The organism is Citrobacter sp. wls615 (genome assembly GCF_005281355.1).
Lineage (GTDB): Bacteria > Pseudomonadota > Gammaproteobacteria > Enterobacterales > Enterobacteriaceae > Citrobacter > Citrobacter werkmanii.
In genome coordinates this window covers 1-16,536 of sequence record NZ_SZXM01000047.1, presented here as the reverse complement: position 1 = coordinate 16,536, position 16,536 = coordinate 1, and the positions used below count along the sequence as shown (strand labels likewise).

Annotated in this window: 12 protein-coding genes; 1 reads left to right on the top strand and 11 read right to left on the bottom strand. The window is 53.9% G+C overall.

All coding sequences use genetic code 11. The features are described 5' to 3' along the window. Positions 1 to 27: 27 nt before the first annotated feature. The 4 genes from pyrG to rlmD all read right to left on the bottom strand — a co-directional run bounded on the left by pyrG (position 28) and on the right by rlmD (position 6,385). Complete coding sequence (pyrG, locus tag FDX04_RS13045) at positions 28 to 1,665, bottom strand: glutamine hydrolyzing CTP synthase (RefSeq protein WP_005130912.1); 1,638 nt, start codon at positions 1,663 to 1,665, stop codon at positions 28 to 30. Positions 1,666 to 1,889: 224 nt separating this feature from the next. Next, entirely contained in the window at positions 1,890 to 2,681 is a 792-nt protein-coding gene (gene mazG, locus FDX04_RS13040) for a nucleoside triphosphate pyrophosphohydrolase (RefSeq protein ID WP_137361247.1), read from the bottom strand. Positions 2,682 to 2,751: 70 nt separating this feature from the next. Then, positions 2,752 to 4,986 carry a GTP diphosphokinase gene (gene relA / locus FDX04_RS13035; protein WP_042310708.1) on the bottom strand — a complete coding sequence of 745 codons (2,235 nt, stop codon included), beginning with the start codon at positions 4,984 to 4,986 and terminating at the stop codon, positions 2,752 to 2,754. A 100-nt stretch (positions 4,987 to 5,086) separates the two neighbouring features. After that, the gene (gene rlmD, locus FDX04_RS13030; protein WP_042310710.1) at positions 5,087 to 6,385 is read right to left on the bottom strand and encodes a 23S rRNA (uracil(1939)-C(5))-methyltransferase RlmD; all 1,299 of its coding nucleotides are present in this window, start codon (positions 6,383 to 6,385) and stop codon (positions 5,087 to 5,089) included. A 57-nt stretch (positions 6,386 to 6,442) separates the two neighbouring features. Here rlmD and barA point away from each other — a divergent pair, with 57 nt between their 5' ends. Continuing rightward, a complete protein-coding gene (gene barA / locus FDX04_RS13025) occupies positions 6,443 to 9,199 on the top strand; it encodes a two-component sensor histidine kinase BarA (RefSeq protein WP_137349465.1) in 2,757 nt (918 codons plus the stop codon). Between the two features lie 43 nt (positions 9,200 to 9,242). Here the strand turns inward: barA and FDX04_RS13020 are convergent, their stop codons facing one another. The 7 genes from FDX04_RS13020 to FDX04_RS12985 form a co-directional block, all read right to left on the bottom strand. Then, positions 9,243 to 10,385 carry a glycerate kinase gene (locus tag FDX04_RS13020; RefSeq protein WP_079226056.1) on the bottom strand — a complete coding sequence of 381 codons (1,143 nt, stop codon included), beginning with the start codon at positions 10,383 to 10,385 and terminating at the stop codon, positions 9,243 to 9,245. 83 nt (positions 10,386 to 10,468) lie between these two features. Beyond that, entirely contained in the window at positions 10,469 to 11,809 is a 1,341-nt protein-coding gene (gudD, locus tag FDX04_RS13015; RefSeq protein WP_042310713.1) for a glucarate dehydratase, read from the bottom strand. A gap of 20 nt (positions 11,810 to 11,829) precedes the next feature. After that, entirely contained in the window at positions 11,830 to 13,170 is a 1,341-nt protein-coding gene (locus FDX04_RS13010) for an enolase C-terminal domain-like protein (protein WP_137361249.1), read from the bottom strand. 2 nt (positions 13,171 to 13,172) lie between these two features. Continuing rightward, the gene (gene gudP, locus FDX04_RS13005; RefSeq protein WP_061382367.1) at positions 13,173 to 14,525 is read right to left on the bottom strand and encodes a galactarate/glucarate/glycerate transporter GudP; all 1,353 of its coding nucleotides are present in this window, start codon (positions 14,523 to 14,525) and stop codon (positions 13,173 to 13,175) included. 346 nt (positions 14,526 to 14,871) lie between these two features. Then, the gene (locus FDX04_RS12995) at positions 14,872 to 15,321 is read right to left on the bottom strand and encodes a flavodoxin (RefSeq protein ID WP_137361250.1); all 450 of its coding nucleotides are present in this window, start codon (positions 15,319 to 15,321) and stop codon (positions 14,872 to 14,874) included. 19 nt (positions 15,322 to 15,340) lie between these two features. Beyond that, complete coding sequence (gene truC / locus FDX04_RS12990) at positions 15,341 to 16,123, bottom strand: tRNA pseudouridine(65) synthase TruC (protein ID WP_137361251.1); 783 nt, start codon at positions 16,121 to 16,123, stop codon at positions 15,341 to 15,343. Then, positions 16,123 to 16,452, bottom strand: a complete 330-nt coding sequence (locus tag FDX04_RS12985; RefSeq protein WP_042310722.1) for a YqcC family protein — start codon at positions 16,450 to 16,452, stop codon at positions 16,123 to 16,125. Before FDX04_RS12985 ends, truC begins: the two co-directional genes overlap by 1 nt. Positions 16,453 to 16,536: the final 84 nt, after the last annotated feature.

Sequence of the window (16,536 nt, the reverse complement as noted above, 5' to 3'; positions counted from 1 at the left end):
TGCATTGCCGTTCTAACTTTTTACTTCTTACTTCGCCTGACGCTTCTGATGTTCACTGGCGGCTTTCACAAAGCCGGCAAACAGCGGGTGCCCATCACGTGGCGTGGAAGTAAATTCCGGGTGGAACTGACAGGCCACGAACCACGGATGATTCGGTACCTCGATGATCTCGACCAACTGATCATCACCGGAACGGCCTGCAACACGCAGACCAGCAGCTTCAATCTGTTTCAACAGCATATTGTTGACTTCGTAGCGGTGGCGATGGCGTTCAACGATTGTCGGCGTGCCGTACAGTTGACGGACCAGACTTTCATCGCTCAGTTGACACTGCTGCGCGCCAAGACGCATGGTGCCACCCAGATCGCTCTTCTCGGTACGGACTTCGACGTTGCCGTCTTCGTCACGCCATTCGGTAATCAGGGCCACCACCGGGTACTTACAGTCTGGCACAAATTCCGTGGAGTTGGCGTTGTCCATACCCACTACGTTACGCGCAAACTCAATCAACGCAACCTGCATACCCAGGCAAATGCCCAGATAAGGAATATTGTTCTCACGCGCAAAGCGCGCCGTCGCGATTTTACCCTCAACACCACGGTAGCCGAAGCCGCCAGGGATCAGGATAGCATCCAGACCTTTCAGGATCTCAACGCCGCGCGTTTCGACATCCTGCGAATCGATCAGCTTGATGTTGACGGTGACACGATTCTTCAGACCACCGTGCTTCAGCGCTTCAATCACTGACTTATAGGCATCCGGCAGTTCAATGTACTTGCCGACCATACCGATAGTCACTTCACCTGCCGGATTCGCTTCTTCGTAGATAACCTGTTCCCATTCTGACAGATTAGCTTCCGGACAGTTCAAGCTGAATCGTTTACAAATATAATCGTCAAGGCCCTGGGATTTCAACAGGCCCGGAATTTTATAGATGGAATCGACATCTTTCAGAGAAATCACCGCTTTTTCCGGAACGTTACAGAACAATGCAATTTTCGCACGTTCATTAGCCGGAACTGCGCGATCGGAGCGGCAGATCAGGATATCTGGCTGAATACCGATAGAAAGCAGCTCTTTTACAGAGTGCTGAGTCGGTTTCGTTTTGACTTCACCTGCCGCCGCCATGTACGGAACCAGCGTCAGATGCATAAACAGCGTGTGCTCACGGCCAATTTCTACGGCCATCTGGCGAATCGCTTCAAGGAACGGCAGAGATTCGATATCCCCAACGGTTCCGCCGATTTCGACCAGAACAACATCATGACCTTCACCGCCTTCCAGAACGCGCTCTTTAATTGCGTTGGTGATATGCGGGATAACCTGAACAGTAGCGCCCAGATAGTCGCCACGGCGTTCTTTACGCAGAACGTCAGAGTAGATACGACCCGTGGTGAAGTTGTTGCGGCGGCTCATTTTCGTACGGATGAAACGCTCATAGTGACCCAGGTCCAGGTCGGTTTCAGCGCCGTCTTCGGTAACGAACACTTCCCCGTGTTGGATTGGGCTCATAGTACCCGGATCGACGTTGATGTACGGATCCAGTTTCATCATGGTCACGTTGAGGCCACGGGCTTCAAGAATGGCTGCGAGGGAGGCTGCGGCAATGCCTTTTCCCAGAGAGGATACGACCCCGCCGGTCACAAAAATATAGTTCGTTGTCATGCTGGACCTGAGAAGTTAGGGTGAAACGATGGAATTACCAAGACGGGAAAGTAGTATACCCGAACATGACGAGCGCCACAAACTTTCATTATCCCTCCTCTTCACCAGGCTCACATTAACATCGGGAGTGAGAAAATAGCCCCTTTGGGGTAAATGTTTTTGACGTAAATCAAGCGCTTGTTATTTAAAAAATCACACAAAACGCCCTTGACCGACGAAATCCCTTAGAGATCAATTTCCTGCCGTTTTACCTGTTGCCAGACTTCTTCCATCGTTTCCAGATCAACACCCGTCATTTCCAGACCGCGTGCAGCGACAATTCGCTCAACTTCACGAAAACGTCGTTCAAATTTCTCGTTCGCTTTTTGTAACGCAGTCTCGGCTTTTTTCCCCAGATGACGAGCCATGTTGACTGTGGCAAACAGCAGATCTCCTATTTCTTCCTCCAGTTTAGCCTGGTCGACAACAGCCTGCTTTGCCTCAAACATGACTTCGTCGATCTCTTCATAAACCTTGTCGACAACCGGTCCTAATGTTTTCCAATCGAAGCCAACATTAGAGCAACGTTTCTGGATTTTCTGGGCGCGCATTAGCGCCGGTAAACTGCGGGGAATATCATCGAGCGCGGAATGCTGTGCTTTCTCGGCGCGTTCTTCGCTTTTAATTTGCTCCCAGCGGGTGAGCACTTCAGTACTGTTGCTGGCAGAAACATCAGCGAATACATGCGGATGCCGGCGTTCAAGCTTATCGCTGATGGCGGCGCAGATATCATTGAAATCAAAACGGCCTTCTTCCTGCGCCATCTGGGCGTAAAACACCACCTGGAACAGCAGGTCGCCGAGCTCTCCACGCAGGTCGTCGAAGTCTTCACGCGCAATCGCATCCAGTACTTCATAGGTTTCTTCGAGGGTGTAAGGGGCAATAGTGGCGAATGTCTGCTCTTTATCCCACGGACAGCCGTTTTCCGGGTCGCGCAGGCGCTGCATAATACCGAGCAGTCGATCGATTTGGTTCATGTGAAAATCCTGGAGATTCGAATAACTGTAGGCCGGATGGCGGCTTCGCCTTATCCGGCCTACGTTCGTATTAATTACCGTGCAACCGCCGCGCGTCGATCACATCCGGCACCTGGTTCAGCTTACCAAGCACGCGCCCGAGCACCTGCAGGTTATAGATTTCGATGGTCATATCGATGGTGGCCAACTGTTGTTTGGTATCGCTCCGGCTGGCAACCCCCAGCACGTTCACTTTCTCGTTGGCAAGAATGGTGGTGATATCACGCAATAAACCGCTGCGATCGTTGGCCTGGACGCGAACCACCAGCGAATATCCCGCCGAGTAGCTTTCGCCCCATACCGCATCAACAATCCGCTCCGGCGCGTGTGAACGCAGCTCTGCCAGCTGTTCGCAATCGGCCCGGTGCACGGAAATACCGCGCCCCTGAGTGATAAACCCAACGATTTCATCGCCAGGAATCGGCTGGCAGCAGCGGGCAATGTGGTGCATCAGGTTACCAACCCCTTCCACCACGACGCGACCATCGTCTTTACGGCGACTCTGCGGCGCCTGGGTTTTCTGCTGAAGCTGTTTCAGCGCGGCAGCATCCTGCTCAGCAGCGCTCGGCTTATTAAACTGCGCCTGCAGGAAGTTCACCATCTGGTTGAGACGGATGTCTCCTCCGCCAATCGCCGCCAGCAGTTCATCCAGTTCATTGAAGCTGTAGCGCGGCAGCAGATGTTTTTCCGCCTCTTTCAGGCTAATGCCCAGGTGCGCAAGCTCATCGTCGAGGATCTGGCGGCCCGCAAGGATGTTTTTGTCACGATCCTGTTTACGGAACCAGGCGTGGATCTTCGAACGACCACGGCTGGTGGTTACATAGCCAAGGTTAGGGTTCAACCAGTCACGGCTTGGGTTTGGCTGTTTCTGGGTGATAATTTCAATTTGATCGCCCATCTGTAACTGGTAGGTAAACGGCACGATGCGCCCACCAATTTTCGCGCCAATGCAACGATGCCCTACATCACTGTGAATGTGGTACGCAAAGTCCAGCGGCGTGGAGCCTGCAGGTAAGTCCACAACGTCACCTTTTGGCGTAAAGACGTAAACCCGGTCATCGAAGACCTGGCTGCGGACTTCATCCAGCATTTCGCCGGAATCCGCCATCTCTTCCTGCCAGGCGATCAGCTTACGCAGCCACGCAATGCGGTCTTCATGCCCAGAACGCGCCGCGCCTGATGCAGTCCCTTCTTTGTACTTCCAGTGTGCCGCCACGCCCAGTTCGGCATCTTCGTGCATCTGTTTGGTGCGGATCTGGATTTCAATGGTTTTTCCACCCGGTCCCAGTACAACCGTATGGATTGACTGATAGCCGTTGGGTTTCGGATTAGCGACGTAATCATCGAACTCATCCGGCAGATGGCGATAGTGAGTATGTACTATCCCGAGCGCGGCATAGCAGTCCTGTAAGCGCTCCGCCACGATACGCACCGCGCGCACATCAAACAGCTCATCGAAGGCTAACTGCTTTTTCTGCATTTTTCGCCAGATGCTGTAGATATGCTTCGGACGCCCGTACACTTCGGCTTTGACGCCTTCCGTTTTCATCTCTGAGCGCAGATGTCCAACGAACTCTTCAATATAGTGTTCGCGATCGATACGACGCTCGTGCAGCAGCTTGGCAATGCGTTTGTATTCGGCCGGGTGCAGGTAGCGGAAGCAGTAATCTTCCAGCTCCCATTTTAATTGCCCGATGCCCAAACGGTTGGCCAGCGGCGCATAGATATTGGTGCACTCTTTTGCCGCCAGAACGCGTTCATCTTCCGGCGCGTCTTTCACTTCACGCAGATGCGCGATCCGCTCTGCCAGCTTGATGACCACGCAGCGGAAATCATCCACCATTGCCAGCAGCATACGGCGGACGTTATCGACCTGCTCAGAAGAGACTGAGTCGGTATGCGTGGCTTTCAGCTGGCGTATCGCCGCCATATCGCGCACACCATGGATAAGATGCACAATCGATTTACCCACGCTTTCACGCAGGATATCCTCACTGACCACGTTGGCATCCGCCAGAGGAAACAGCATTGCTGCACGCAGTGTGTCGATGTCCATACTCAACATAGAGAGTATTTCTACCATCTCCACGCCACGCCATAACAGCAGATCTGCATCAGGATGTCCCTGTGTTTGCTGCTGGCAGTACGCCCAGGTTTCGGCTAAGCGTTCACACGACTGCTGGCTGGAGATTCCCAGACTCGCGATCCATTTCTTGGGATCAAACTCACCAGCTTTATTTATATGTGCACTTCTTACCGCAACCATTGTCCTCTCCTTTAGGGGCCAGGCCTGTCGAAGTCGACAAGCCTTACCCATTGTCTTTCATGCTGCATTACAACCCGAAATCCAATGGGTACAAATTTCATTACAAACGCTCAAACAGGACCATTGATTCCAGGTGTCCAGTGTGCGGGAACATATCGAGCATCGCCAGTCGCCGTATGGCATATCCCGCGTTGAGCAAAGCGTCGCTGTCACGAGCCAGCGTTGCAGGGTTACAGGATACATAAACAACGCGTATAGGTTCTAATTTTATAATATGTTGCATTACACCGGCAGCCCCCGCACGCGCAGGATCGAGCAACACTTTGTCGAATCCGTTTTTCGCCCACGGCTGCCGGGTAACATCCTCCTCAAGGTTTTCATGAAAGAATGTCACGTTGTGTAATCCGTTATTCAGCGCGTTTTCCCGGGCTTTTTCGACCAGCGCCGGAACCCCTTCAACCCCTACCACGCTTGCTGCCCTTACTGCCAGCGGCAGGGTGAAATTCCCCATACCGCAGAACAGATCGAGCACGCGATCTTCAGGTCGCACATCCAGCCATTCCAGCGCGCAGGCGACCATTTTTTGGTTTACCCCTGCATTGACCTGAATAAAATCACGCGGGCTGAAGCTTAACCGTAGTCCATTTGAGTCATACCAGGGCGATTCTTCTGATACTGATTCAAGTATCTCGCTTTGCGGGGCCAGAAACAAAGACAGCCCCTGAGAATGCGAAAAGCATTCCAGTTTTTCTTTATCCGCAGCACTTAATGGTGCCGTGTGGCGCAAAATCATCAACGCGCCGCTCCCTGCCTGCACCAGTTCAACATGCCCCAGATGACGTAACCCTTGCAAACTCTCCAGACACGCCCTGATATGGGGCAATAGCGCTTCAAGTTGGGGCACCAAAATAGGGCATTGTTTGACATCAATAATGTCGCTGGATGCGGATTTGCGAAACCCCATCTGCAATTTTTGTTCTTTTGGCCGATAGTTAAGGCTCAAACGTGCGCGACGACGATAGCCCCATGGAGTATCAGCGATAATATCCGACACTTCACATTTCATTAAACGCGCTAACGCCGCGCTTTTGCTACGCTGCTGCAACGGGATGCTGGCGTGCTGCTGCTGGCAACCGCCACAGACGCCAAAATGCGGGCAACGTGGCACTTCACGCTGCGGGCTGTCGTTTAAACGTCGTTTTACTTGCGCGCGGGCGAACTGTTTTTTATCTTCGGTAATCACCACCTCTGCGCTTTCCTGGGGTAGCAATTCCGGTATAAACAACGCCTTTCCGTTATGGCGAGCGACACCCTGACCAAAAGGATCGAGGTCATTGACGGTAACGGTTATGATCTGACGCGTCGTCACGCGTCGTTTTGCAGAGTAGAATTGCGCCATCGACGAGATATTTCTCTATTTAACAGTGTGACCCTAATTGTCCCATAACGGAACTCCATGACCAACTACAGCCTGCGCGCACGCATGATGATTCTGATCCTGGCCCCGACCGTCCTGATTGGTTTGCTGCTCAGTATCTTTTTTGTTGTGCATCGCTATAACGACTTGCAGCGTCAACTGGAAGATGCCGGCGCCAGCATCATAGAGCCACTGGCGGTCTCCAGCGAATATGGCATGAACCTGCAAAACAGGGAATCCATTGGCCAGCTTATCAGCGTACTGCATCGCCGCCATTCCGATATCGTGCGGGCAATTTCTGTCTATGACGAGAATAACCGGCTGTTTGTCACCTCCAATTTTCATCTCGATCCATCTGAAATGCAGTTGGCGACCGGTTCACCGTTTCCCCGTAAGCTGAGCGTCACCCGGCTCGGGGATATCATGATCCTACGAACTCCAATTATATCGGAAAGCTATTCGCCGGATGAATCTGCCATAAGCGACGCCAAAAATACGCAAAACATGCTGGGGTATGTAGCGCTTGAGCTGGACCTCAAGTCGGTTCGACTGCAGCAATATAAAGAGATCTTTATCTCCAGCGTAATGATGCTGTTTTGTATTGGTATTGCGTTAATTTTCGGCTGGCGTCTGATGCGCGACGTAACCGGCCCGATTCGCAACATGGTGAATACCGTTGACCGTATACGTAGAGGGCAGCTCGACAGCCGTGTGGAGGGTTTCATGCTGGGCGAGCTGGATATGCTCAAAAACGGTATCAACTCGATGGCGATGTCTCTTGCAGCCTACCATGAAGAGATGCAGCACAATATCGATCAGGCGACTTCCGACCTGCGTGAAACGCTGGAGCAGATGGAAATCCAGAACGTCGAACTGGATCTGGCGAAAAAACGCGCCCAGGAGGCGGCCCGAATTAAGTCTGAGTTTCTGGCTAACATGTCGCACGAGCTACGCACCCCGCTGAATGGCGTGATTGGCTTTACGCGCCTGACGCTGAAAACCGAGCTTAACACCACGCAGCGCGATCACCTGAATACGATTGAGCGATCGGCCAACAATCTGCTGGCCATCATCAATGATGTTCTCGATTTCTCCAAACTGGAAGCGGGCAAGCTCATTCTGGAAAGCATCCCATTCCCGCTTCGCAGCACGCTGGATGACGTCGTCACGCTGTTAGCGCACTCATCCCATGATAAAGGGCTTGAGCTGACGCTGAATATTAAGAATGATGTGCCGGACAACGTCATCGGCGACCCGCTGCGCTTACAGCAGGTCATTACCAATCTGGTCGGCAATGCCATCAAATTTACCGAGGGCGGTAATATCGACATTCTGGTCGAGAAACGCGCCCTCAGTAACACGAAAGTACAAATTGAAGTGCAAATCCGCGATACCGGCATCGGTATCCCTGAGCGCGATCAGTCACGCCTGTTCCAGGCCTTCCGTCAGGCGGACGCCAGTATTTCCCGCCGCCATGGCGGTACCGGACTGGGTCTGGTCATTACGCAAAAACTGGTCAACGAAATGGGCGGGGATATTTCCTTCCACAGCCAGCCAAACCGGGGCTCCACCTTCTGGTTCCATATCAGTCTCGATCTCAACCCTAACGTTCTCATCGATCGCTCGACAACCCGGTGCCTTGCGGGTAAACGACTGGCCTATGTCGAACCTAACGCCACTGCCGCGCAATGCACGTTAGATATATTAAGTGAAACGCCGCTGGAGGTGATTTACAGCCCTTCATTCTCCGGGCTGCCGAAGGATCACTACGATATTCTGCTGATTGGCATTCCGGTCACTTTACGCGAACCGCTCACCATGCAACATGAGCGGTTGGCAAGCGCAGCGGCGATGACCGATTTCCTGTTATTAGCCCTGCCCTGTCACGCGCAGATTAACGCCGAGAAATTGAAACAAGGCGGCGCAGCGGCGTGTCTGTTGAAGCCTCTCACCTCAACCCGTCTGCTGCCTGCGCTGACAGAGTATTGCCAGTTGAACTACAGCGCGGATCAGCCGTTGCCAGATGAGAGCAAAATTGCCATGACCGTTATGGCGGTGGACGACAACCCGGCAAACCTCAAGCTGATTGGCGCACTGCTGGAAGATAAGGTACAGCACGTCGTGCTCTGCGACAGTGGACACCAGGCGGTGGATCGTGCCAAACAGATGCAGTTTGATCTGATCCTGATGGATATTCAGATGCCCGACATGGACGGTATTCGCGCCTGCGAGCTGATCCACCAGTTGCCTCATCAACAACAAACGCCGGTTATTGCGGTTACCGCGCATGCGATGGCCGGGCAAAAAGAGAAACTGCTCAGCGCCGGGATGAATGATTACCTGGCGAAGCCTATCGAAGAAGATAAGCTGCACAATCTCCTGTTACGCTACAAACCTGGCGCGACCACATCGCTTCGGGCGCTCGCGGTTGAACCTCTGGAGCCGGTCGTCAATCTGAATACCACGCTCGACTGGCAACTGGCATTAAGACAAGCCGCGGGGAAAAACGATCTGGCGCGGGATATGCTGCAAATGCTGCTCGATTTCCTACCCGAAGTACGCAACAAAATTGAAGAACAGCTGGTAGGCGAAAACCCTGAAGGTCTGGTGGATATGATTCATAAGCTGCACGGTAGTTGCGGCTATAGCGGCGTCCCCCGCATGAAAAACCTGTGCCAGCTCATTGAGCAACAATTACGTAGCGGGACTAAAGAAGAAGAGCTGGAGCCAGAATTTTTAGAGCTGCTGGATGAAATGGACAACGTTGCGCGCGAAGCGAAGAAGTTGTTGGGCTGATATTCGCCGGATGGCGGCGTGACCGCCCTATCCGGCCTACAACTCAGCGTAACAGTTGGCCCGCTTTCAGCGTCGCAGCCACGTTGCGCGCCGTCATTCGTACGTTCTCACTCGCATTCTTCAGCGCCTCATCCAGCGAACAAATGGTATAGATGACGCTAAAAACCGCATCCAGCCCATGCTCATGTACGACACCGACATCCGCCGTCAGGCTACCGGCAATGCCGATCACCGGTTTGTTGTAACGCTTTGCGATCTTCGCCACGCCAACCGGAACCTTACCGTGAATAGTCTGGCTATCGATACGCCCTTCCCCCGTCACCACTAAGTCCGCATCCGCAACGCAGGCATCCAGGCGTAACGCATCCGTCACGATCTCAATACCGCGGCGTAGCTGTGCGCCGCAAAACGCATACAGCGCCGCCCCCATACCGCCAGCAGCGCCACCGCCGACCAGCTCCAGCACATTGACGTCCAGATCGCGTGCGATCAGTTGCGCATAGTGCGTAAGCGCCCGATCAAGACGCGGAATCATCTCCGCCGTCGCCCCCTTTTGTGGACCAAAGACCACTGAGGCTCCTTCTTTACCGGTCAACGGGTTAGTGACGTCGCAGGCCACTTCGATACGGCATCCGGCAAGACGCGGATCTAACTGCGAGATATCAATTCGGGCGAGCGATTCCAGGCCCATCGCGCCATGGGCAATATCTTCATCTTGCGCATCCAGCAACCTTGCGCCCAGCGCCTGCACCATACCAGCACCGCCATCATTGGTGGCGCTACCGCCAATCCCGATGATGATATGTTCCACGCCCGCATCCAGCGCATGACGAATTAGCTCCCCGGTTCCCCAGGAGGTGGTTTTCAGCGGATCGCGTAAATTCGCAGGAACCTGCTCCAGCCCGCTGGCGGCTGCCATTTCAATAAACGCCGAGCGCTCATCGCCGGATAAACCATAAAAAGCCTGAATTGTATTGCCCAAAGGGCCGGTAACATCAACATGCACAAGGTGACCTTGCATTGCGGCAACCATCGCTTCGACCGTTCCCTCACCGCCATCCGCAACCGGGATCTTCACGTATTCCGCCTCAGGCCAAATCTCACGGAATCCCAGTTCAATAGCCGTTGCCACTTCAAGCGCACTCAAACTTTCCTTATAGGAATCCGGTGCGATCACTATTTTCATAAAGCATCCTTACGCATGTTGACTGTGTTAAGCATACACCAGGAGGAAAACCGCTCCACTTTGTGGGATCGGTCCCAGTTCGCTTAGCGTACCATGCACGGGCGCTTATTATCAAACGTCCAGTTCGGGATCAGATACTGCATTCCCATCGCATCATCACGTGCACCCAGTCCATGTTGCTGATACAGCTCATGCGCTTTCATCACCTGATCCATATCCAGCTCCACGCCCAGGCCCGGTTTCGCCGGAACCTGCACCATACCGCCCTTGATTGCAAAAGGTTCTTTGGTCAGGCGCTGGTTACCTTCCTGCCAGATCCAGTGGGTATCGATAGCGGTAATTTTCCCAGGCGCTGCCGCCGCGACATGAGTAAACATCGCCAGCGAAATATCAAAGTGGTTGTTAGAGTGAGAGCCCCAGGTCAGCCCGAACTCATGACACATCTGCGCCACGCGAACAGAACCCTGCATGGTCCAGAAATGCGGGTCCGCCAGCGGGATATCCACGGACTGCAACGACAGCGTATGCCCCATTTGTCGCCAGTCGGTGGCGATCATATTGGTGGCGGTCGGCAAGCCAGTAGCTCGACGGAACTCCGCCATCACTTCACGACCGGAGAAGCCCTGCTCGGCGCCGCACGGATCTTCCGCATAGGCCAACGATCCTTTCAGGTACTTACCAATTTTAATCGCTTCATTCAGCGACCATGCGCCGTTGGGATCGAGCGTGACGCGCGCCTGTGGAAAGCGTTTCGCCAGCGCGACAATAGACTCCGCTTCTTCTTCCCCGGCCAGTACGCCGCCTTTCAGTTTGAAGTCGTTGAAACCATATTTCTCATACGCGGCTTCCGCCAGACGTACTACCGCATCCGGGGTCATCGCCTCTTCATGACGCAGGCGATACCAATCGCATTTCTCATCCGGCTGGCTTTGATACGGCAGCGGCGTCGCTTTACGGTTACCAACGAAGAACAGATAGCCCAGCATTTCGACTTCGCTACGCTGCTGACCATCGCCCAGCAGAGATGCGACGTTGACGCCCAGATGCTGACCTAACAGATCCAACATCGCCGCTTCGATCCCGGTAACCACATGAATAGTGGTACGTAAATCGAAGGTCTGCAAACCACGGCCACCGGCATCACGATCGGCAAACGTATTGCGTACCGCGTTCAGCACGTTTTTGTACTCACCCAGCGTTTTCCCCACCACCAGCGGAATAGCATCTTCCAGAGTCTGACGAATTTTTTCGCCGCCAGGAATTTCCCCTACCCCGGTATGACCAGAGTTATCTTTAATAATCACAATATTACGTGTGAAGAACGGGGCATGGGCACCGCTCAGGTTCATCAGCATGCTGTCATGACCTGCAACCGGGATCACCTGCATAGAGGTCACGACGGGGGTAGTAAATTGTGCGCTCATAATTAAATCCTTATTCAAAATTAGTGGCGGCCGAAAACGGGACGTTTACGGTCAAAAGTCCATCCGGGAATCAGATACTGCATTGGGCCTGCATCATTACGTGCGCCGCCAGGCAGCGCCTTATAGGCCTCATGGGCTATCTGTATCTGATCCCAATCCAGCTCCACGCCCAAACCGGGCGCATCAGGTACCGCAATTTTTCCGTTTTTAATCTCCAGCGGATTTTTGGTCAGACGGCAATCGCCCTCCTGCCAGATCCAGTGGGTGTCGATAGCCGTCGGGTTGCCCGGTGCCGCTGCACCGACGTGGGTAAACATCGCCAACGAAATATCAAAATGGTTGTTGGAATGGCAGCCCCAGGTCAGGCCCCAGTCATCGCATAACTGTGCCACGCGCACCGCGCCGGAAAGGGTCCAGAAGTGCGGATCGGCCAGCGGAATATCCACAGCGTTCAGCATTACCGCATGGCCCATCTCACGCCAGTTGGTGGCGATCATATTGGTCGCCACCGGCAGGCCGGTCGCACGGCGGAACTCGGCCATCACTTCGCGACCGGAAAAACCCTGTTCGGCACCGCACGGATCTTCTGCATAAGTCAGAACATCGTTCAGCCCTTTACACAGAGAGATGGCTTCATCCAGCAGCCAGGCCCCGTTGGGATCAACCGTAATACGCGCATCCGGGAAGCTTTTTTTCAGCGCGCGTACGGTGTCGATTTCCTGCTCGCCTGGCAGTACGCCGCCTTTGAGTTTGAAATCTTTAAAACCGTAGCGATCCTGCGAGGCTTCCGCCAGACGCACCACCGCATCCGGGGTCATCGCTTGCTGGTGACGCAGGCGGTACCATTCATGGTTGCCCGGCGTGCTTTCCAGATACGGCAGATCGGTCTTCGTGCGATCGCCTACGTAGAACAGATAGCCGAGCACAGTGACCGCATCGCGCTGTTTGCCGGGTCCTAACAGTTCACAGACCGGCACGTTGAGCGCCTTGCCCAGCAGATCGAGCAATGCGGCCTCCAGCGCGGCCACCGCATTAACCCGCAGTTCAAAGGTCCAGGCGCCTTTACCAAACGTGTCAAAATCAGCGGCCTGGTTGCCTTTATGCACCTGCTGAACCACTTTATTCAGACGCGCGACTTCCTGTCCCAACACCTGTGGGATTGCATCCACCAGCGTCTGATAAATCACTTCACCGCCCGGCGCTTCACCAACCCCGGTATTGCCAGCGTTATCGGTGAGTACCACGATATTGCGGGTAAAGTATGCGTTATGCGCACCGCCAATATTGAGCAGCATGCTGTCATGCCCGGCCACTGGGATGACCTTCATATCGGTAATAATGGGACTCGATTGTGTTGTCATCGTCATTGTCCTGCGACAGGTTTCAGTTCGATACGTTTAATATCACCCACCAGCACCAGATAGCTGACGACCGCAATCAGCGCATGTACCCCTACGTAAATCAACGCGCCGTTAAACGAGCCGGTAGTGCCCACAATGTAGCCAATGGCAATTGGCGTGACGATGCCGGAAATGTTGCCAAACATATTGAACAGGCCGCCGCTCAGACCGCTGATCTCTTTTGGCGCGGTGTCGGCCATCACCGCCCATCCCAACGCGCCGATGCCTTTGCCGAAGAAGGCCAGCGCCATAAAGCCAATGATCATCCACTCGACGTTGACGTAGTTACAGAACACCATCACCATCGATAGCAGCATCCCCATGACGATTGGCGTTTTACGCGCGATATTCAGTGAACCGGTACGGCGCATCAACCAGTCGGAAATAATGCCGCCGAGCACACCGCCCGCAAATCCGCAAATGGCCGGGACCGAGGCAACAAAGCCGGCTTTCAGAATAGACATACCACGCGCCTGCACCAGATAAACCGGGAACCAGGTGATAAAGAAGTAGGTCAGCGCGTTAATGCAGTATTGGCCGATATAAATACCAATCATCATCCGTGAACCCAGCAGCTGTTTGATCTGCCCCCACTTCACGCTGAACGGTACTTTAGCTTTGGCGGCCGCCTGATCCATATTGATCAGCGCCCCGCCTTCGGCAATGTACTCCAGCTCTTTTTGGTTTACGCCCGGATGCTGGTTTGGTTCATGAATCACCTTTAACCAGATAAAGCTGATAACAATCCCGAGACCGCCCATAAAGAAGAACACATGTGACCAACCCACTTCATGGGTCAGCCAACCCATGATTGGTGCGAAGATAACGGTGGCAAAGTATTGCGCCGAGTTAAAGATAGCGACCGCCGTGCCCCTTTCCTGCGCCGGGAACCACGCCGCCACAATACGACTGTTGCCGGGGAAGGAGGGGGCTTCGGCTAACCCCACGAGGAAACGCAGGGTAAACAGCGCGACGATAATTCCAAAGCCGCTAAAGATATCGACGAAGCCCTGCAGCAGGGTAAACATGGACCAGATAAAAATGGACCAAAAATAAACACGTTTGGAGCCGAAGCGATCGAGCAACCAGCCGCCGGGAATCTGGCCGATGACATACGCCCATGAGAAAGCGGAGAATACATACCCCATGCCTACCGCATCCAGGCCAATGTCTTTGGCCATCTCCGAACCGGCAATGGATAAGGTGGCGCGATCGCCGTAGTTGAAGGATGTGACGATAAACAGCATCACCACTATCCAGTAGCGAGCGTTAGTGCGTTTTTCCGCGCTGCTCGCCGCCTGACTTAATGAACTCATTGTTGCACTCCTGAATCCTGGCTTGCGCCAGTTCATTCTGTACAGCACCTGTAGGGTGATCAGAATGAGAGGTTAGTGTGTGGCAGTTTTGGTACAGCTCAGGGCCGTTTTATTCTGACTCGCTGCCATTCCGGGAACTGACGGGAAAAGTATATGAAGGAGTGCCACTTTCCCTCACCGTGCATGAACACAACATTAGGGAGGCAGTGAGAAGTTGTTTGGGGCATAAGCCCAAAGCAGTGGAAGTTAGTTCACGTAATTGGGGTTTTATTGCCGGGTGGCGGCTTCGCCTGACCCGGCCTACGGTTTTCTAATGAGGGGGGTGCATGCCCGTGCGGGCGAGGGATTATTTAAGCAAGGTTCCCCATTTTTCTACCCAGGGATTAGATTCGCTTTCCGGTTCAGGATGCTCGCTGGCATCAATCAGCAGCATTTCACCTACGCGCTGCGCGCTTTGTTCCTGTAACAGCGCATCGAACTGCTTGCCGCCATTGCAAAAATTAACGTAGCTGCTGTCGCCAAGCGCAATGACGCCATAACGCAGATTAGGCTGGAAACCGAGATTATCTTTGATTCCCTGAAACAGCGGCACGATGCTATCCGGCAGATCGCCCTGCCCGGTCGTTGAGGTCACCACCAATGCATATTTATCCTGATAAGCCTGCCAGTCGGTAAGCTCCGGGTCTTCAAATACCGTAGCTTTATGGCCCTGCGCAGTTAAAATCGCCTCGGCCTCTTCGGCAACCAGCAGCGCGTTTCCATACATCGTGCCGACAAAAATTCCAATTTCCGCCATAACCTTTATCTCCAGGGACTTAAGAATCTATCTGTTCATCCTGACCTGACAGCCCGCTGAACTCAACCCTTTCATTCTCAGGGAGAAGTCCGCGCCAGCCAAACTGTGATAGCGCCTGCATCCAGACCTCATCCAGCCCGGCGCGAATAACCAGCGGTTCGCCAGTAAAGGGATGAGTCAGCTCAAGCTGGCTGGCATGCAGCATCAAGCGCTGACAGCCGAAATGCTCTGCGGCGCTGCGGTTTTGCCGTAAATCACCATGCTTGCTGTCGCCAATTATCGGATGGCGCAAGTGAGCCAAATGGCGTCTGAGCTGGTGCTTACGACCGGTCTGAGGCTCCAGCTCCACCAGCCCGTAACGGGTGGTGGGATAGCGCCCGGTCGCCACCGGCATTTCAACCGTCGCCAGACCGCGATAATGGGTGACCGCAGGCTGCGGCTCTTTATCCTCGCGGGCAAATTTATCGGCTATCTTATCCAGCTCTTCCACCAGCGGGTAATCCAGCACGGCGTCGTCCATCAGCCAGCCACGCACAATCGCATGATAGCGTTTCTGCATTTGATGATGTTCAAACTGCTGAGACAGCAAACGCCCGGCTTCGCTGGACAGCCCCATCAGCAGCACGCCGGAGGTCGGCCTGTCGAGCCGGTGGACGGTAAACACGTGCTGACCAATCTGGTCGCGCACCGTTTGCATCACCACCACTTTCTCATCGCGGTCGAGCCAACTGCGGTGAACCAGCCAACCAGAAGGTTTATTGACCGCAACCAGCCATTCGTCCTGATAGAGGATCTCCAGCATCAGGCGTTATCACTTGTAAATAGCGCATCCAGTTCCTGCAATGCCGTCAGGAGAATGTCACGTTGCGGGTGATCGGCCGTCAGCGCCATTTCGTAATACGGTGCGATGGCAAAAGCCTGCGGCAGCGGCTGCGCATTATCAAGCAGGGTATGCATACGGGGAATCAACACCCACTGCAGCCATTCGACCGGCTCCATGGTATCCATACAAAAAGGCTGCGTGCTGGTAAACAGATGCTCCGCTGGCTCGTCCATCCGCCAGTGATGATGTTCACGCAGTAGCGCTTCAAGCGCGTGTAACTGCTGGCGCACACGGTCATGAGTCGTCATGAAATTAACCTCAATGATGAAAAATCTGGCGCGAAGAATAGCACTAGTGAAGAGGAAATAAATATCCTCCGGCATAGCCGGAGG